Raw genomic sequence first — 17057 nt, 5'->3', positions numbered from 1 at the left:
GGAATCTTTCCGCGGCGACAGTCTGGATTGCTTCGCTGCGCTCGCAATGACGGGAAACGACGAGAAGTCTGAGAGCAACCGATGGAACCCGCCCAACTCGTCATCCTTGCCGGCCTCGCCATCGGCCTCGTCTACGGCGCCGTTGGTCTGCTCAGCGGGTTTTGCCTGATGAGCAGTATGCGTGGCTTCCTTGCCAAGGGTGACGGTCGGCTGGTCCGCACCTACGCGCTGGCGATGGCGGTCGCTATCGCCGCCAGCCAGTTCCTCGCCGGAAGCGGCGTGGTCGATCTCGGCAAGTCGATCTATCTGCAACAGACCTTCTCGGCGCCGGTGCTGTTCCTTGGCGGGCTCCTGTTCGGCTACGGCATGGTGCTGTCGAACGGCTGCGGCTCGCGCGCGCTGGTGCTGCTCGGCCGCGGCAATCTTCGCTCCTTCGTCGTCGTGATCGTCCTGGCGATCGCAGCGCAGATGACACTGAAAGGCCTGATCGCGCCGGCGCGCATCGCGCTCGTGCAGGCCTCACAGACCACCGCGAGCGCGAATTCGCTGCCCGCGCTTTTGTCTGCCTTCGGGCTCGGCGATGCTGCCTCGCGAACGCTCGCTGCCGCCGTGATCGCGGCCGCGCTGGTGCTGTTCGCCTTCGCCCACGCCGCGTTCCGCCGCTCGCCGGGCCAGATTGCGGCAGGCGCTATCGTCGGTCTCCTGATCGCTGGCGGCTGGTGCGTCACCGGCTTCCTCGGCGCCGATGATTTCAATCCGGTGCCGGTGACCTCGTTGACCTTCATCGCGCCGATCGCGGACGCGCTGCAATACGCCATGCTGTCGACCGGCCTGACGCTCAATTTCGGCGTCGCCACTGTCGCCGGCGTGTTCGCTGGCAGCCTTATCACTGCGCTCGCGACGGGGCGTTTTCAGCTCGAGGGCTACACGTCGCCGCGCCACATGCTGCGTTCGGCGGGCGGCGCGGCGCTGATGGGCATCGGCGGCGTCATGGCCTTCGGCTGCTCGATCGGGCAGGGGCTCACTGGCCTCTCGACACTCGCGCTGGCCTCGTTCGTCGCCGTTGCCGGCATTTTGCTTGGCACGACAGCGGGCCTGCGCGGCGCATTGCAGGTGCAGCCGATAAAGACGGCAGCGGAAGCAGGTTCTCGGGCCGCTTGAGCTACTCCGCCGCCTTCGTCACGATCCGGATCTCCGACGTCAGCGTGCGGTGCACCGGGCATTTGTCGGCGATTTCCATCAGCTTCTTGCGCTGTTCTGCATCGAGCGCACCGTCCATCGCGATCAGGCGGTCGATCTGGTCGAGCATGCCGTCGCGCGTCTCGCATTCCTCGCAATCTTTTGCGTGGATCTTGGAGTGCTTCAGCGTCACCGTGACGCGATCGAGCGGCAGCGATTTGCGGTCGGCATAGAGCCGCATGGTCATGGACGTGCAGGCGCCGAGGGCCGTAAGCAGGAAATCATAGGGGCCGGGGCCGGCATCCTCGCCACCGGCTGCGACCGGCTCGTCGGCCACCAGCCGATGCGGCCCGACGGAGATCATCTGGTTGAACTTGCTCTTGCGGGTCTCCTGCACGACTACCAGGCGCGGCGCCTCGGGGAGATCGGCCACTTTCGCCGGTCTTGCCGCTTCGACATAGCGGCTGGCCCAGGCTGCGGTCACGTCGGCGGCATAGACGGCGTCGCTCACCTTGCTGAGCAGATGATCGGCGTGATCGAGCGAGACGAAGCTCTTGGGATGCTTCGCCGAGACGAAGATCTTTGTCGCGTTGTCGATGCCGACGGTATCGTCGACTGGCGAATGCATCACCAGCAGCGCCTTGTGCAAGCCCGTGATATCCTTCATCAACTCGTGCTCGACGATGTCGTCGAGGAATTCGCGTTTGATGCGGAAGGGCCGCCCCGCGAGCGACACTTCGACCTCGCCCTGGGTGCGGATGTCGTCGAGATGATTCCCGAACAGCCCGGTGACATGCGCAGGGTCCGACGGCGCTGCAATCGTCACCACCGCCTTGGCTTCCGGAATCTTTCCGGCTGCTGCCAGGATCGCAGCGCCGCCGAGGCTATGGCCGATCAATATCGCCGGTGCCTCGCGTGTCGTGCGCAGATGATCGGCGGCGTGCACGAGATCGGCGACGTTTGAAGAGAAGGTGGAGTTGGCGAAGTCGCCTTCGCTCGAGCCAAGCCCGGTGAAATCGAAGCGCAGCACGGCGATGCCTTTGGCCGCGAGCGCGACAGCGATGCGGCGCGCGGCCAAGACGTCCTTGCCGCAGGTAAAGCAGTGCGCAAACAGCGCGTAGGCCGCCGGTTCACCGTCCGGCAATTCCAGCGCGGCTGCCAGCAGATGGCCGCCCTCGCCTGTGAATTGAAAGCGTTCCATCGGCATGGCTATCTCCTCGATGTTGGCGTCCACCTCTCCCATAGGGAGAGGTGGGAATGTCAGTCCCCGGAGTAGCGCTCTTCAGTCCAGGGATCGCCGCGGTTATGATAGCCGCGAACTTCCCAGTAGCCGGGTGCGTCCTCAGTCAGAAACTCGATCGCCTGTAGCCATTTGGCGCTCTTCCAGAAATAGAGATGCGGCACGACCAGTCGCACCGGACCGCCATGTTCCTCGGACAGCGGCTGGCCCGACCAGCTATGGGCGAGCAGGGCGTCCTCAGTGGCGAAATCCTCCAGCGACAGATTGGTGGTGTAGCCGTCATAGGAATGCAGCACGACGAAGCGTGCATCATTGCGGGGCTGGCAGGCTGCCAGCAGCTCGCGTGCCGCAAGCCCCTCCCACTGGTTGTCGTAGCGCGACCAGGTCGTCACGCAATGGATGTCGGAGGTGCATTGCGTCTGCTTCTGCGCCGTGAATTCCGCAAACGTCCAGAACACCGGGTTTTCGACTGCGCCATAGACGTCGAGCCGCCAGCGTTCCCGCGAAATTTCCGGTGTGAGGCCGAGATCGAGCACGGGCCAATCGTTTGTGACATGCTGCCCGGGCGGCAGGCGCTGATCTTCCGGGCGCGTGATCCTGCCGGTGAGGAAGCGGCCCTCGCGCGCCCATTTCTCCTTGGTCCGCGTCAGCTTGCTTTCGGGCGGCGGCTCGTTCTCGTCAGCCATGATCTACTCGTGGCGGTGTCTACTCGTGACGATGCATCGCGGAGGCATGCTTGGTGTCGCGCATCGTAGCATAGATGATCAGCGAGAGGCAGATGATGCCGCTGAGATAGTAGTAGAACCAGTCCTCGTGTCCGATGGTCTTGAAGTAGAGTGCGATCGCCGGCGCCGTGCCGCCGAACAGGGACACCGTGATCGCATAGGGAAGTCCCACGCCGAGCGCGCGTACGTTGGTCGGAAACAGCTCGGCCTTCACCACCGCGTTGATCGAGGTGTAACCGGCAACGAACAGCCAGGCGCAGCAGATCAGCACGAACGCCATGAAGGGCGATTTCGTCTCCTTCAGCGTCATCAGCAGCGGGACGGTTGCGAGCGTGCCGGCGACGCCGAAGAAGATCAGCAGCGGCTTGCGTCCGATCTTGTCGGAGATCGCACCATAGATCGGTTGCAGGATGGTCGCGAAGATCAGCGTGCCGAAGATCACGAAGGTGGTCTGGTCTTCGGTGAGCCCGACCGAGAGTTTGACGAAGGTCTGCATGTAGGTGGTGAAGGTGTAGAACGCGGCCGTACCGCCGGCGGTCAGCCCCACCACCAGCAACAGCTCCCGCGGATATTTCAGAAGGTTTGCGATGGAGCCGGTCGGCTTCACCACCTTCTTGGCTTCCTCGAACGCCTCGGTCTCGTGCAGGCCGCGCCGCATTACCGCGGCGAAGATCGCAAGCCCCGCACCGATCGCAAACGGAATACGCCAGCCCCAGGCCTTCAGTTCGTCGGGCGTGAGGAACACCTTTTGCAGGAGCAGCAGCACGATGATCGCGGTGAGCTGCCCGCCGATCAGGGTGACGTACTGAAAGCTCGAATAGAAGCCGCGATGCCTGGGATCTGCGACCTCGCTCAAATAGGTGGCGCTGGCGCCATATTCTCCGCCGAGGCTTAAGCCCTCGATCACGCGCGCGACGGCCAGGATGGCCGGGGCGGCAAGGCCGATCGAGGCATAGGTCGGCGTCACCGCGATGATCAGCGAGCCGAAGCACATGAAAACGACGGAAAGCGTCAGCGAGATCCGGCGCCCGAAATGATCGGCGAGATAGCCGAAGAACCAGCCGCCCAAGGGGCGCATCAGGAAGGTCGCCGCGAACACGACGGCGACGTTCAGTTGCTGGACGACAGGATCGTTGCCAGGGAAGAAGGCAGGGGCGAAATACAGCGCGAACGCCGTATAGGCGTAGAAATCATACCATTCGACGAGATTGCCGATCGAGCCGATGAAGATCGCCTTGATGCGGCGTTGGGCGTCGGCAATGTCGAAGTGCTCGGAGGCCGGCTTGATTGCTTGGTCTGTCATCACCGGCCTCCCAGAACTTTTGCCGTCTGCTACATGGCCTTTCCGAGCAGAAATGGCAACTGGCGGGGACCGCGCACGGTCCCCTGCGACCAGGTCACGATGCCCTCCGGGTCGAGCCGGAAGTCCGGGATTCGCTTCAACCACTCTTCAATTGCCACCTGCATCTCCATCCGCGCGAGGTTGGAACCGACGCAGCGGTGAATGCCGAGGCCGAAGGCGGCATGGCGGTTCTCCCGGCGATCGAGCACGACCTTGTCGGCATCGGGGAACATTTTGGGGTCGCGGTTGGCAGCGGGAAAGGAGAGCAGCACCATGTTGCCCGGCTTGACCGGGCAGCCGGAAATGGTCGTCTCCTTGATCACCTCGCGCGCCATCGTCACCGGCGAATAGGCGCGCAGGAGCTCCTCGACCGCGATCGGTATCAACTCGGGCTCGGCGATCAGGCGCTCACGGTCCGCAGGCGTCTTCGCGAGGTGCCAGAGCGAGGAGCCGATCGCGCTCCAGGTGGTGTCGATGCCAGCGATCAGGAGGAGCCGCAGGGAGCCGTAGATGTGGGAGTCCTCGAGCGGCTGCCCGTTCTTGTCACGGGCGTTGAGCAGATAGGAGATCAGGTCGTCGCCCGGCTTCGCCTTGCGCGCTTCGACATGGCCGGCGAAATAGTTGGTCATCTCGTCGGCCGCCTGCTTCAGCATCATCTCGTTCTTGATGCTCAGCTCGAGGATCATGTGGATCCATTTGATGAAGAGGTCGCCGTCGCTCTCGGGGATGCCGAGCATGTGGGCGATCGCGCGCACCGGGATGTGCTTGGTGTAGCTCGCGGCGGCGTCGACCTTGCCGTCGGCGATGAATTCGTCGATCAGCTCGTTGCAGATGGCGCGGACGCGCGGCTCGAGCTTCTTCATCGCATCCGGCGTGAACGGCGGCAGCAGCAACTGCTTGGCCGGCTTGTGGTCGGGCGGATCCGAGGTGATCGGCGGCGCCGCGTTCTTGGCGACTTCGGGCCGCTCGTCGCGAACGATGATGCGGCGCGAGGAGAAGCTTTCGCTGTCGTTGGCGATCTGCCGCACTGCCTCGTAGGTCGTCGGCAGATAGCAACCGAGAAAGCGCTCGGTGTGTACGACGGGACTTGCGGCACGCATCTGGTCCCAGATCGGGAAGGGGTCTTCCGTCCAGCGCGGATCGGTGTGATCGAAATCGTGGAGCCAATCGGTGACGGGCGGATGGGCGGCGGGTTGGCTGACGTCGGACATCTCTGGATCCTCGGGGGCTTGTGTTCACGGAAGAACGCAGGAACGCGCGGCGCGCTATTCCTCGGTCACTTCAATCGCGATTTCCGGACAGTTGGATTTGGCGAGCCAGGCCTTGTCTTCCAGGCCGGCTGGCACGGTGCCGTCGCCGATCTGATGCGCATTGCCGTATTCGTCGAGCTCGAACAGTTCCGGCGCCAGCGCCTTGCAGCGGGCATGGCCCTGGCACTTGTCGGGATCGACCTGAACTCTCAGTCGTTCTGCCATTTAAGCTCCCTCGGTCGTGCGCATGCGGGCCCCTTAAGGGGCCGGGCGCGTTCCTCAATTGATTCTTCTCCGCAGTGGTTCCTGCGAATTAAGTTATAGTATATTACATTGCGGACGGGCTTCCCCTGTCAAGCGCAAACTTATAGGTTTTCGCTCAACATGCCGACACAACTCGCCCGCAAGCCGCAAAACGCCTATCACCATGGTGATCTTCGCGACGCCCTGATCAAGGCCGCCTTGCGCGAGGCGGAGCAGGGCGGGGCGGAGGCGATCAGCATCAAGGCGCTGGCGAAGGAACTCGGCGTCTCCCAGCCGGCGCCGTATCGTCATTTCGCCGACCGCGAGGCGCTGCTCGCCGCGGTGACGGCGGAGGCCTTTCGGCAATTCACGGCCAAGCTGCGCGAGGCCATGGCAATACCGTCGAAGCAGTCGAAACTCTCGCGGCTGGCACAGGCCACGCTGGAATTCGGCCTGCGCCGCAACGGCGTTTACCGGCTGATGTTCGCCTCGCGTACGGTCTCGTGCGCTGACAAGGGCAGTGAGTTGCACGCCGCGACCAACGAAACGTTCGCGCTGGTGCTCGACGCGTTGGAAGCGCCTGCCGTCGGCTATCTGCGCGAGCGGCATGCGCTGAAGATCTGGGCGGCATTGCACGGTGTGGTGATGTTGGCCGAGCAGGGGCTGTTCACCGGCGAGGCCGCGCACACGACACGTGAGGAACTGGTCGAGGATTTCGTGGCCGAGACCAAGCTCGCGCTGGATGCCGCTATCAAGGAAGCCCGCCGTCGCGGGAAAGCGGACTAGCGCTTCACCGACAACAGCTTTGCCAGTTTCAGCACGGCGCTATCAGGCGTCGTCACCACTGGCTTGCCGGCGGCATCCTCAACGAGCGGCGCCGTGGCCGCAATGCTGAACTGGGCGAGCGCGATCACATCGCAATCGCGCAGGTCTTTTGAGGCCTCCGCAATCAGGCGATCATGTGCTGCGCGGTCGCCGCGGTCGAGCGCCGCGAGCGCGCCTTCGGCAAGCTTCGGAACGATCTCGATGGAGGCCGGAAACTCCGGCGGCATCGATTGCAGCGTCGGTGGGAAGGTCGAGAGCAGGCCTATTTTCCGGCCCATCTTCACCGCCTGCTCGATCATCGCCTCATTCGGTTTCAGGACCGGCATCGGCGCATGCGCGCGCGCAACCGCCTCGATGCAGGGTCCAAAGGCGGAACAGGTGAACAGGATCGCATCTGCCCCGGTCGCGACGGCATAATCCCCGAGCGCGAGAAAGCGGCCGGTCATCGCATCCGTCAGCGCGCCGTCGCGCGCCAGATCCGCCGAAAGGCTGTCGTCGAGCAGGTTCATGAGCCGGGCTTCCGGCCACAGGCGCGCGAACGCCGACTCGATCGGCGCGATGGAATGCTTGAGCGCGTGGATCAGTGTGATGCGAGGGGGCGTCATCATCGAACGTGGCTGCCTGGCAGGGTCTCGTGCCCCGGACGCAGCGCAACGCGGAGTGTTGCGCTGCTGAGCCGGGGTCCATTTGGGCCCCTGGGTCCCGGCTCTGCGCAGCAGCGTTACACGCTGCTGCGCGTCCGGGGCACGGGTTGCTTATACTGAAACCGTTTACTTGAACGGAATGGCGTACATCAAGCCGCCTTTTTCCCAGAGGCCGTTGAGGCCGCGCTCGAGCTTCAGCGGGCTGCCTTTGCCGACGTTGCGCTCGTAGATCTCGCCGTAATTGCCGGTTGCCTTGATCGCCGTGACCAGCCACTTGTTGTCGAGCCCAAGCCGCGAGCCGAGATCGCCGGAGGCGCCCAACAGCCGCTGCACCGCGGGCGTCTGCGACTTCGCCATCTCCTCCACATTGGCTTGCGTTACGCCGAGCTCTTCTGCCTCGATCAGCCCGTAATGCAGCCAGGTGATGATGTCGCTCCAGACCTCGTCGCCGTTGCGGGTGAAGGGTCCGAGCGGCTCCTTGCTGATGGTCTGCGGCAGCACGACGTAATCGGCCGGATTCGGTGCAGCCGTGGTCACCGCGCCGGCGAGTGCCGAAGCATCCTGGGTCATGGCATCGCAACGGCCACCGAAGAAGGTCTGGTACATGGTGTCGACGCGGTCGAACACCAGGGGCTTCCAGTCGATGCCGTTCGCGCGGCCGTAGTCACCGAGCGTCACCTCATGCGTGGTGCCCTGCGCGACGCAGACGGTGGCGCCCTTCAGATCCTTCAGCTCCTTCACGCCGAGGTCCTTCTTCACGACGAAGCCCTGGCCGTCGTAGAAGTTGATCGGTCCCTGCCGCAGGCCCAGCGTCGTGCCGCGCAGATAGGTCTGCGTCGAGTTGCGGTAGAGCACGTCGATTTCGCCCGATTGCAGCGCGGTGAAACGGTTCTGCGCGGTCAGCGCGACATAGCGCACCTTGTTGGGATCCCCTAACACGCCGGCGGCGAGCGCGCGGCAGTAGTCGACGTCGAGGCCCTTGAAATTGCCCTGCGAGTCCGGTGCGGAGAATCCGGCAAAGCCGGTGCTGACGCCGCACACCAGCGTGCCGCGGCTCTTCACCGTGTCCAGCGTCGCAGCCGACGTCGCGCTGCTCGAAGCCGCGAGCAAGCCTGCCGCGATAATCACGTTCCTCATCATGCTACTCTCCCCTCAATGATTGACACTACGCAACACGTTGTCGACGGCCGTGCCGAGCCTGTCGACAATCAGGTCAATCTCGTCCGCCGAGGCGATGTAAGGCGGCGCCAGCAGCACGTGGTCGCCGCGGACGCCATCGACGGTGCCGCCGCCGGGATAGCAGCCAAGCCCCTCGGCGAAGGCAGCCGCCTTGATCTTCTGGTGCAGCTTGAGCGCGGGATCGAAGGAGGTCCGCGTCGCGCGATCGGCAACGAGCTCGATCGCCCAGAACAGGCCGCGGCCCCTGATGTCGCCGACATGGCGGTGATTGCCGAAACGCTCGGTCAGCCGCTGCTCGAGCTGACGCCCGCGTTCCTTGATGCGATCGAGGAGGGCGTCTTCGCGGATCACCTCTTGCACGGCAAGTGCCGCCGCGCAGGCGAGGGGATGGGCGAGATAAGTGTGGCCGTGCTGGAACGCACCGCTGCCGGCGCGGATGGTGTCGATGATCCTGCCGCTTGCGAGCATCGCGCCGATCGGCTGGTAGCCGCCGCCAAGACCCTTGGCGATCGCCTGGATGTCGGGCGCGATGCCTTCCTGCTGCCAGGCATGCGTGGTACCGGTGCGGCCCATGCCGCACATCACCTCGTCGAGGATGAGCAGCGCGCCATGGCGATCGCAGATCTCGCGCACTGCCTTGAAGTAGCCGTCGGGCGCAGTGACGGCACCGGCGGTGGCGCCGACCACCGGCTCGGCGAGAAACGCTGCGACGGTGTCGGGACCGAGCCGCTGGAACTCGGCCTCGAGCTCGGCTGCGAGCCGCGCCACGAACGCGGCATCCGATTCAGTGTCGTGCTTCTCGTGATACGCAAAGGCCGGCGTCACATGGCTGAAAGCGCCGGACAGCAGCGGCGCGTAGGGCTCGCGGCGCCAGGCGTTGCCGCCGGCGGCGAGCGCGCCGAGCGTATTGCCGTGATAGCTCTGGCGCCGCGCGATGAAGTGCCGCCGCTGCGGCTCGCCGCGCTCGATGAAGTATTGCCGCGCGAGCTTGATGCTGGCTTCGATCGCCTCCGAACCGCCGCTGACGAAATAGGCGTAGGCGAGACCGCCGGGCTCTTGGCCGACCAGCGTTTCGGCAAGCCGCTCCGCCGCCTCGGAGGAGAAGAACGCGGTGTGGGCATAGGCCAGCGTCGAGGCCTGCTTCGCCAGCGCCGCAATCACGCGCGGATGCTGATGGCCGAGGCAGGAGACGGCCGCGCCTCCGGAGGCGTCGAGCACGCGGCGTCCATCCTCGGCGAAGAGGTAAACGCCTTCGCCGCCGATTGCCTTCGGCGGTGTCTCGCGCAAGGAACGGTGCAGCACGCGGCTCGTACGGGTGCTCATGGGTCAACCTTTCTCTGATACGTAGATGGAGGTCGCAGTCAATCGCGCCTCGGTGTCCTGGAGGCGCTTCTTCGCCGCCGCGCCGCCGAGCGAGAACGTCACCGCGGCGAGCGACTGCGCGATCGCGATCGCGCCGGTGAGGCTCGGGAAGAATCCGGGCGAGGACGCAGCTTCAAACAGCAGCACGTGGTCCGCGCCCTCGGCCATTGGTGCGGCAACGCTGTCCGCGATCGAGATCAGCGTCGCGCCGGCGCGATAGGTAGCCTGAGCAACACGAACGCTTGCGCCTGTGTAAGGCGTGAAGCCGATCACCACGACCGCCTCGTCGGCACGGAAGGCGCCGAGGTCGAGATCGTCAGGACCAGAGCCGCCGACGATCTGCACCTCACCGGGGCGAAACAGCCGCAGCTCATAGTTCAGGAGCTCCGCGACGCTGCGGCAGCTTCGGAAGCCGGCAATCCAGATGCGCTTTGCGCTGTACAGGGCCTTTGCGGCATCGGCCACGGAGGAGGCCGAGATCCGCGGCAGACCGGCGGCCTCCGCTTCGAGCTTGTCGGTGATCAGCGCAACGTCGGAATCCGGACCGTGGCGGCGTCCTTTGGCGCGACCCGAGAAGGGCGATGCCTGCGACGGGCGTCGCGCTTCCGTCAGCGCCGCGCGCAGCGCGTCCCAGCCGGAATAGCCGATCGCCTTGGCAAGCCGCGTGAACGCGGCAGGGTCAGCGCCGGCTTCGGCCGCGAGATCGCGCATTGAGCGCGTGGTGGCGTCGTAGTCGTTGGCCGCGACAAACCGCCCGACCTCCTGCAGCCGCATCGGGAGCGATGGCAGTGCGCTGCAGAGTTCGCTCAGGGGTGAGGATTTCGCCGGCTCGGCCATGAAACATTTGTTGCATATCTCTTAGTTTGGTGCAACAGTTGATGCGCGCCGAGGAAGCGCATGGCCGGAAATCGCTGCTTTCGAAGCGCTTTGAGGATTTTTGTGCTGTGACGACTGATAGCCCCAGACCGCCGCCGCGTCGGACATTCTCGCTCGCTCTGGGAGGCCCGCAGCTCAAGGGGCTGTTGTGGCAGATCCTCGTCGTCGGCATTGCCCTCGCCATCATCGTCTTCCTCTGGTCCAATACCGTTCACAATCTCTCGGCGCGCCGCATCTCGACCGGCTTTGCGTTCCTAGGCCGCGAAGCCGGCATGCCGATCGCCGACAGCCTGCTCGCCTACAGCCCGAAGGACACGTATTTCTGGGCGTTCGTCGTCGGCATCGCCAACACCTTGCGCGTCGCCGTCATCGGCATCGTGCTCGCGACCCTGCTGGGAACGCTGATCGGGATTTCGCGGCTGTCGGCCAACTGGCTTCTATCGCGGCTCGCCGCCGTCTATGTCGAGGTGCTGCGCGACATTCCGCTGCTGCTGCAACTTCTATTCTGGTACGTGCTGATGCAGGCGCTGCCCGCCGCGCGCGCCGCATGGCGGCCGATCGAGGGCATCTTCCTGTCCAATCGCGGCCTGATCCTGCCGTCGATACCGATCGGCGAGGGGCAACTTTGGGTGCTCGGCACCGCCCTTATGGGCGCAGTCCTGTTCTACCTCATAAGGCGAGTCATGATCGCGCAGCAGATGCGCGACGGCAAGCCGCGACCCGCCTGGCCGTTTGCGCTCGGCCTCATCGTCGTACTGCCGGCGCTGGTGTCGTGGTGGCTCGATGTGCACTGGACCATCGCATGGCCCGAGCTGCGTGGGTTCAATTTCGTCGGCGGGTTGACGCTCGCGCCAGAATATTTTGCGCTGCTGATCGCGCTCGTCACCTACACGTCGGCATTCATTGCCGAGATCGTGCGCAGCGGCATTCAGTCGGTCCCGCGGGGGCAGTGGGACGCCGCCAATGCGCTCGGCCTGCGCCGCAGCTTCATGCTGCGGCAGATCATCCTGCCGCAGGCGCTGCGCGTGATCGTGCCGCCGATGACGAGCCAGTATCTGAACCTCACCAAGAACTCCTCGCTCGCTGTCGCGATCGGCTACCAGGACGTGGTATCTGTCGCCAATACCACGCTGAACCAGACCGGGCAGGCGATCGAAGCGATCGCGCTGATCATGGCGGTGTTTTTGACCATCAGCCTGTCGATCAGCTTCTTCATGAACTGGTACAATGCGCGGATTGCGCTGGTGGAGCGCTGACAATGACCGCGGTCACCGACATTCCGGAATCGCCGCGCGCCATGCGCCGCCCGCAATCCGGCAATCGCGTGCTGCGCTGGCTGCGCGCCAACCTGTTTTCGTCGATCCCGAATGGGATCATCACGCTCGTGCTCTTTGCAGTGCTCGCCAAGGGCGTGGTCAGCTTCGTGCAATGGGGTATTGCGAACGCGGTCTGGCTGACACCTCCGAACGATTCGAGCGCCTGTCGCGCGGCACGTGGGGCAGGTGCCTGCTGGGCCGTCATTCCCGAAAAGTATCGTTTCATCCTGTTCGGCACTTATCCGTTCGACGAGCAGTGGCGGCCGGCGCTCGCGGTCCTGCTCTTCATTGCGCTGTTCTACGTCTCGAGCCGCCGCGCGTGGTGGCGGCGCGAGCTCGTCTATGTCTGGATCGCCGTTCTGGCCGTAATCAGCGTGCTGATGTGGGGTGGCGTGCTCGGGCTGTCCTTCGTCTCGCAGGACCGTTGGGGCGGATTGCCGGTGACGCTGATCCTGGCGACCTTCGGCCTCGCCTTCGGCTTTCCGCTCGGCATCCTGGTGGCGCTCGGTCGGCGCTCGAAACTGCCGGCGATCCGTTCGCTCTGCGTGCTCTATGTCGAACTCATCCGAGGCGTGCCGCTGGTGAGCCTGTTGTTCATGGCGAGCGTCATGTTTCCGCTGTTCATGCCGGGGGGCTTCAATATCGACAAGCTGCTCCGCGCGCAGATCGCGATCATCCTGTTCGCCGGCGCATATCTCGCCGAAGTGATCCGCGGCGGTCTGCAGGCCGTGCCGCGCGGGCAATATGAGGCCGCTGATGCCCTGGGACTGTCCTACTGGCGCAAGCAGCGGCTGATCATCCTGCCGCAGGCGATCCGTCACGTCATCCCGCCGCTGGTCAACACCTTCATCGCCTTCTTCAAGGATACCAGCCTCGTCCTGATCATTGGCATCTTCGACCTGCTCACGACAGCCAAGACCGCGATCATCGATCCCGCCTGGCAGCAGTTCTCGGTCGAAGTCTACATCTTCATCGCTGCGATCTATTTCGCCTTCTGTTTCGCCATGTCGCGCTACAGCCGGAGCCTGGAGGCGGGGACGGCGAGGTGACCCTCTCTTGTGTCCCGGACAAGGTGCAGCGCGTTAGCGCTGCGCCGCAGAGCCGGGACCCGGGGGACGCACGATGGATCGTTGAGGGATGGGCCCGGCTCTGCAGCGCACCGGTGAAGCAGCGCTGCGCTGCGTCCGGGGAACGAAAGAAGTTACCTCTTCACCTTCGGATCGATTGGCGTCGTGCCGCGCAGACCCAGAATATCCTCCAGCACCTTGGCGCCCGCGATGATTTGGGCATCGCTGCGCGGCGCGCCGACGACCTGTACGCCGACCGGCAATCCCGACTCTGTGAAGCCGCAGGGCAGCGATAGCGACGGGCAGCAGGCGAGGGTGATGGCGTAGACGATCCCGAGCCACTCGATGTAATTGTCAAACCGCTTGCCAGCACATTCGGCGACATAGCGGTTCTCGATCGGGAAGGGCGGCACGATCGTCGTGGGTGTGAGCAGAAGGTCGTAGGTTTTGAAGAACTCGACAGCACGCGCCGTCATCGCAAGGCGCTGCGCCTCGGCGCGCGCGATCTGGTCCACCGTGAGGCGGAGCCCTTCCTCGATATTCCAGATCACCTCGGGCTTCAGCAGATCGCGCTTCTCGCGCAGGAGCTTTGCCTTGGTCATCGCGAAGTCGAGCGCGCGCAGCACGTGGAAGCATTCATGCGCCTCGCGCCAATTCGGATGCGCCTCTTCCACGATCACGCCGGCTTCCGCAAAACGCTCTGCCGCCTTCCGCGTGATCGCCTTGACCTCGGGGTCGACGGGCGTGATGCCGAGGTCGGGCGAATAGGCGATGCGCTTCGGCTTCTTGCCCGAGCGGGCGGCGGAGAGGAACGAGACTGCCGGTGCAGGCAGCGACAGCGGATCGGCCGCATAATCGCCGCTCATGGCGTCGAGCAGCAGCGCGAGATCCTCGACGTTGCGCGCCATCGGTCCCTGTTGTCCGAGATTGCGGTCGACGCCGGCCGTGGGCGTATGGGCGACACGGCCGATGCTCGGCCGCATGCCGACGATGCCGCAGAAGCTGGCAGGACTGCGCAGGCTGCCGCCCATGTCGGAGCCATGCGCGAGCCACGCCATGCCGGTTGCAAGCGCCGCTGCCGCGCCGCCGGAGGAGCCGGCCGCTGATTTCGATGTATCCCAGGGATTGAGCGTCGCGCCGAATACCTCGTTGAACGTGTTGGCGCCGGCGCCGAATTCCGGTGTATTGGATTTTGCGTAGACGACCGCGCCATTGCCTTCGAGATGTTCGACGAGGAGGTCCGATCGCGCCGAAATATTGTCCTTGAAGATCGGCGAGCCCTGCGTGTTCAACACGCCGGCAACATCCGTCAGGTCCTTGATCGGCACCGGCAGGCCCGCGAGCAGTCCGCGCTCGGTGATCGGTTTTTGCATCAGAGCCTTGGCACCAGTCCGTGCGCGATCGAAGCACAGCGTGGGAAGCGCGTTGACCTTGCCGTCGACCTCCGCGATGCGTTTCTCCAGGACGTCGAGAAGATCAAGCGGCGTGACGTCGCCGGCGCGCAGCTTGTCGACGACGGCACATGCGGTTTCGTGGATCAGGTCCTGAGTCAATTATCTTGCTCCTTATCGTCATTCCGGGGTGATGCGAAGCATCGAACCCGGAATCTCTAAATTCCGGGTTCGCCCTTCGGGCGCCCCGGAATGACCGGTTGTTGGTTCGCGCGCAACAACGAGGATAGACTCTAGCCCCAACCCGCGCTGATCCCGCCATCCACCGTATAGATGACCCCCGACGTATAGCCGGAGCGTTCCGAGGCCAGAAACGCCATCAGGTCGCCGATCTCGCGCGCATGCGCGGGCCGGCCCAGCGGCAGGCCCTTCTGGAATTCCTTGTAGCGGGTCTCGTCGCCGAATTGGTGCTTGGCGCGGGTCTTGAGCAGCGTGACGTGGCGATCGGTGCCGACCGGGCCAGGATTGATGCCGACCACGCGGATGTTGTCGGCGAGGCTCTTGCCCCCGAGCGCGCGGGTAAAGGCCATCAGCGCCGCATTGCCGGCGCTGCCGCAGATGTAGTTGGCGTCGAACTTCTCGCCGGCCGCGCCGATGTCGTTGACGATCACGCCGCCGCCGCGCGTCTTCATCTGCGCGTAGATCATGCGCGTGAGATTGATGTAGCCGAACACTTTCAATTCCCAGGCGTGACGCCAGGTCGCTTCGTCGATCTTGTCGATGGAGCCGCCGGGAATGTCGCCGGCATTGTTGACGAGGATGTCGATCTCGGCGGCATCCTTGGCGAGCCGCGCGACGTCCTCGGCCTTACGCAGGTCCACGACGCTCGTTGCCGCGTCGATCTGATGCGCCGAGCGCAAACGGTCAGCCAGCGCCTTGAGTTGGTCGCTGCTGCGGGCGGCGAGCAGGAGGTGGCATCCTTCCTCGGCGAACGCTTCAGCTGCGGCCGCGCCGATGCCTTTGGACGCGCCGGTGATCAGGACGCGCTTGCCACGCAGATGCAGGTCCATTGGGATTCTCGCTGACCTCGGGGAAGAGGATGAAATCAGTAGGCGGTCGCCCGCGCCATCGTCAACATTGCAGTGCAGCGTTGCACTGCCGACGAGTTTGGTCCATTGCAGGGCCAGCAACCACGGCTCATGGTCAGCCCGGCCAGATCAAGTCAAGACAACTTCCAGGACATTTTCGATGAGCAAGAAACAATACCGGATCGCAGTGATCCCCGGCGACGGCATCGGCAAGGAAGTGATGCCGGAGGGGCTGCGCGTGCTGGAGGCTGCCGCGAAGAAGCACGGCGTCTCCGTGCAGTTCGACCATTTCGACTTCTCGTCCTACGACTATTACGAGAAGCACGGCCAGATGATGCCTGACGATTGGAAGGAGAAGATCGGCAAGCATGATGCGATCTACTTCGGCGCGGTCGGCTGGCCGGCGAAAATTCCGGATCACGTCTCGCTGTGGGGTTCGCTGATCAAGTTCCGCCGCGAGTTCGACCAGTATGTGAACCTGCGCCCGGTCCGGCTCATGCCCGGCGTGCCGTCACCGCTCGCGAACCGCAAGCCCGGCGATATCGATTTCTGGGTGGTGCGCGAGAACACCGAAGGCGAGTATTCATCCGTCGGCGGCCGCATGTTCCCGGACACCGACCGTGAATTCGTTACGCAGCAGACCGTGATGACCCGCGTCGGCGTCGACCGCATCCTGAAATTCGCCTTCGAACTCGCGCAGTCGCGACCGAAGAAGCACCTGACTTCGGCGACGAAGTCCAACGGCATCTCGATCACCATGCCCTATTGGGACGAGCGCGTGGAGGCGATGGCGAAGAACTATCCAGGCGTGAAGTGGGACAAGTACCACATCGACATCCTGACGGCGAACTTCGTGCTGCATCCGGACTGGTTCGACGTCGTGGTCGGCTCCAACCTGTTCGGCGACATCCTCTCCGATCTCGGCCCAGCCTGCACCGGCACCATCGGCATCGCACCGTCGGGCAACATCAATCCCGAGCGCAATTTCCCGTCGGTGTTCGAGCCCGTGCACGGTTCGGCGCCCGATATCGCGGGGCAGGGCATCGCCAACCCGATCGGCATGATCTGGTCCGGCGCGATGATGTTCGAGCATCTCGGCGAGAAGGAAGCCGGCAAGTCGATCGTCGACGCCATCGAGCGCACGCTCGCCGAACGCACGCTGCGCACGAAAGACCTCGGCGGCAACGCCGACACGACCGCCTGCGGCAAGGCGGTCGCGGAGATGGTGGATTAGGCCTCGGTGCGTAGGGTGGGTTAGCGAAGCGTAACCCACCTCTTTGCTTTCCGCGCGACGGGGGAAGCGGTGGGTTACGCAACCCACCCTACGATT

Annotated in this window: 16 protein-coding genes; 5 read left to right on the top strand and 11 right to left on the bottom strand. The window is 64.4% G+C overall.

Annotated features, from left to right (window positions below):
* The first annotated feature begins 81 nt into the window (after positions 1 to 81).
* Complete coding sequence (locus tag Q3C01_RS05665) at positions 82 to 1161, top strand: YeeE/YedE family protein (protein ID WP_458144349.1); 1080 nt, start codon at positions 82 to 84, stop codon at positions 1159 to 1161.
* A 1-nt stretch (position 1162) separates the two neighbouring features.
* Here Q3C01_RS05665 and Q3C01_RS05660 read toward each other — a convergent pair whose 3' ends face one another.
* From Q3C01_RS05660 to Q3C01_RS05640, 5 genes are read right to left on the bottom strand one after another with little or no spacing between them, the layout of a single operon-like run.
* A complete protein-coding gene (locus tag Q3C01_RS05660) occupies positions 1163 to 2386 on the bottom strand; it encodes a bifunctional alpha/beta hydrolase/OsmC family protein (RefSeq protein WP_458144348.1) in 1224 nt (407 codons plus the stop codon).
* Between the two features lie 53 nt (positions 2387 to 2439).
* A complete protein-coding gene (locus tag Q3C01_RS05655) occupies positions 2440 to 3105 on the bottom strand; it encodes a sulfite oxidase-like oxidoreductase (RefSeq protein WP_458144347.1) in 666 nt (221 codons plus the stop codon).
* 19 nt (positions 3106 to 3124) lie between these two features.
* Positions 3125 to 4447, bottom strand: a complete 1323-nt coding sequence (locus Q3C01_RS05650) for an MFS transporter (protein WP_449383252.1) — start codon at positions 4445 to 4447, stop codon at positions 3125 to 3127.
* 29 nt (positions 4448 to 4476) lie between these two features.
* Entirely contained in the window at positions 4477 to 5697 is a 1221-nt protein-coding gene (locus Q3C01_RS05645; RefSeq protein ID WP_458144346.1) for a cytochrome P450, read from the bottom strand.
* 54 nt (positions 5698 to 5751) lie between these two features.
* A complete protein-coding gene (locus Q3C01_RS05640) occupies positions 5752 to 5961 on the bottom strand; it encodes a ferredoxin (RefSeq protein ID WP_458144345.1) in 210 nt (69 codons plus the stop codon).
* A 159-nt stretch (positions 5962 to 6120) separates the two neighbouring features.
* Here Q3C01_RS05640 and Q3C01_RS05635 point away from each other — a divergent pair, with 159 nt between their 5' ends.
* Positions 6121 to 6765 (top strand): TetR/AcrR family transcriptional regulator, encoded by a 645-nt coding sequence (locus Q3C01_RS05635; RefSeq protein ID WP_458144344.1) that lies wholly within the window; start codon positions 6121 to 6123, stop codon positions 6763 to 6765.
* Here Q3C01_RS05635 and Q3C01_RS05630 read toward each other — a convergent pair.
* From Q3C01_RS05630 to Q3C01_RS05615, 4 genes are all read right to left on the bottom strand, one after another.
* Positions 6762 to 7412: an aspartate/glutamate racemase family protein gene (locus Q3C01_RS05630; protein WP_458144343.1), complete on the bottom strand. Its 651-nt coding sequence runs from the start codon at positions 7410 to 7412 to the stop codon at positions 6762 to 6764. The two genes, Q3C01_RS05635 and Q3C01_RS05630, sit on opposite strands and share 4 nt — an antisense overlap.
* 162 nt (positions 7413 to 7574) lie before the next feature.
* On the bottom strand, positions 7575 to 8588 hold the full coding sequence (locus tag Q3C01_RS05625) for an amino acid ABC transporter substrate-binding protein (protein WP_458144342.1): 1014 nt from the start codon (positions 8586 to 8588) through the stop codon (positions 7575 to 7577).
* A 12-nt stretch (positions 8589 to 8600) separates the two neighbouring features.
* On the bottom strand, positions 8601 to 9950 hold the full coding sequence (locus Q3C01_RS05620; RefSeq protein ID WP_458144341.1) for an aspartate aminotransferase family protein: 1350 nt from the start codon (positions 9948 to 9950) through the stop codon (positions 8601 to 8603).
* 3 nt (positions 9951 to 9953) lie between these two features.
* Positions 9954 to 10826 (bottom strand): MurR/RpiR family transcriptional regulator, encoded by an 873-nt coding sequence (locus tag Q3C01_RS05615; RefSeq protein WP_458144340.1) that lies wholly within the window; start codon positions 10824 to 10826, stop codon positions 9954 to 9956.
* 107 nt (positions 10827 to 10933) lie between these two features.
* Between Q3C01_RS05615 and Q3C01_RS05610 the strand changes: the two genes are divergently transcribed.
* Together Q3C01_RS05610 and Q3C01_RS05605 are read left to right on the top strand one after the other, a co-directional pair.
* Positions 10934 to 12121 (top strand): amino acid ABC transporter permease, encoded by a 1188-nt coding sequence (locus Q3C01_RS05610; protein WP_458144339.1) that lies wholly within the window; start codon positions 10934 to 10936, stop codon positions 12119 to 12121.
* A 2-nt stretch (positions 12122 to 12123) separates the two neighbouring features.
* The gene (locus tag Q3C01_RS05605; RefSeq protein WP_458144338.1) at positions 12124 to 13230 is read left to right on the top strand and encodes an amino acid ABC transporter permease; all 1107 of its coding nucleotides are present in this window, start codon (positions 12124 to 12126) and stop codon (positions 13228 to 13230) included.
* A 152-nt stretch (positions 13231 to 13382) separates the two neighbouring features.
* On the opposite strand, the gene Q3C01_RS05600 is transcribed toward Q3C01_RS05605, so the two are convergent.
* Entirely contained in the window at positions 13383 to 14801 is a 1419-nt protein-coding gene (locus Q3C01_RS05600) for an amidase (protein ID WP_458144337.1), read from the bottom strand.
* Between the two features lie 131 nt (positions 14802 to 14932).
* Positions 14933 to 15709: an SDR family oxidoreductase gene (locus Q3C01_RS05595; RefSeq protein WP_458144336.1), complete on the bottom strand. Its 777-nt coding sequence runs from the start codon at positions 15707 to 15709 to the stop codon at positions 14933 to 14935.
* A 178-nt stretch (positions 15710 to 15887) separates the two neighbouring features.
* Here Q3C01_RS05595 and Q3C01_RS05590 point away from each other — a divergent pair, with 178 nt between their 5' ends.
* Positions 15888 to 16961, top strand: coding sequence for a tartrate dehydrogenase (locus Q3C01_RS05590; protein ID WP_458144335.1), 1074 nt, complete (start codon positions 15888 to 15890; stop codon positions 16959 to 16961).
* The last annotated feature ends 96 nt before the right edge of the window (positions 16962 to 17057 follow it).

Source organism: Bradyrhizobium sp. UFLA05-109 (genome assembly GCF_054185165.1).
This window is presented reverse-complemented; position numbering and strand designations above follow the sequence as displayed.

What these genes read in the sequence shown, in the direction of transcription:
- Q3C01_RS05655 (WP_458144347.1), bottom strand. Translation starts at nt 3,105, where the DNA reads ATGGCTGACGAGAACGAGCCGCCGCCCGAAAGCAAGCTGACGCGGACC.
- Q3C01_RS05645 (WP_458144346.1), bottom strand. Translation starts at nt 5,697, where the DNA reads ATGTCCGACGTCAGCCAACCCGCCGCCCATCCGCCCGTCACCGATTGG.
- Q3C01_RS05625 (WP_458144342.1), bottom strand. Translation starts at nt 8,588, where the DNA reads ATGATGAGGAACGTGATTATCGCGGCAGGCTTGCTCGCGGCTTCGAGC.
- Q3C01_RS05640 (WP_458144345.1), bottom strand. Translation starts at nt 5,961, where the DNA reads ATGGCAGAACGACTGAGAGTTCAGGTCGATCCCGACAAGTGCCAGGGC.
- Q3C01_RS05630 (WP_458144343.1), bottom strand. Translation starts at nt 7,412, where the DNA reads ATGATGACGCCCCCTCGCATCACACTGATCCACGCGCTCAAGCATTCC.
- Q3C01_RS05620 (WP_458144341.1), bottom strand. Translation starts at nt 9,950, where the DNA reads ATGAGCACCCGTACGAGCCGCGTGCTGCACCGTTCCTTGCGCGAGACA.
- Q3C01_RS05590 (WP_458144335.1), top strand. Translation starts at nt 15,888, where the DNA reads ATGAGCAAGAAACAATACCGGATCGCAGTGATCCCCGGCGACGGCATC.
- Q3C01_RS05650 (WP_449383252.1), bottom strand. Translation starts at nt 4,447, where the DNA reads ATGACAGACCAAGCAATCAAGCCGGCCTCCGAGCACTTCGACATTGCC.
- Q3C01_RS05635 (WP_458144344.1), top strand. Translation starts at nt 6,121, where the DNA reads ATGCCGACACAACTCGCCCGCAAGCCGCAAAACGCCTATCACCATGGT.
- Q3C01_RS05615 (WP_458144340.1), bottom strand. Translation starts at nt 10,826, where the DNA reads ATGGCCGAGCCGGCGAAATCCTCACCCCTGAGCGAACTCTGCAGCGCA.
- Q3C01_RS05665 (WP_458144349.1), top strand. Translation starts at nt 82, where the DNA reads ATGGAACCCGCCCAACTCGTCATCCTTGCCGGCCTCGCCATCGGCCTC.
- Q3C01_RS05605 (WP_458144338.1), top strand. Translation starts at nt 12,124, where the DNA reads ATGACCGCGGTCACCGACATTCCGGAATCGCCGCGCGCCATGCGCCGC.
- Q3C01_RS05595 (WP_458144336.1), bottom strand. Translation starts at nt 15,709, where the DNA reads ATGGACCTGCATCTGCGTGGCAAGCGCGTCCTGATCACCGGCGCGTCC.
- Q3C01_RS05660 (WP_458144348.1), bottom strand. Translation starts at nt 2,386, where the DNA reads ATGCCGATGGAACGCTTTCAATTCACAGGCGAGGGCGGCCATCTGCTG.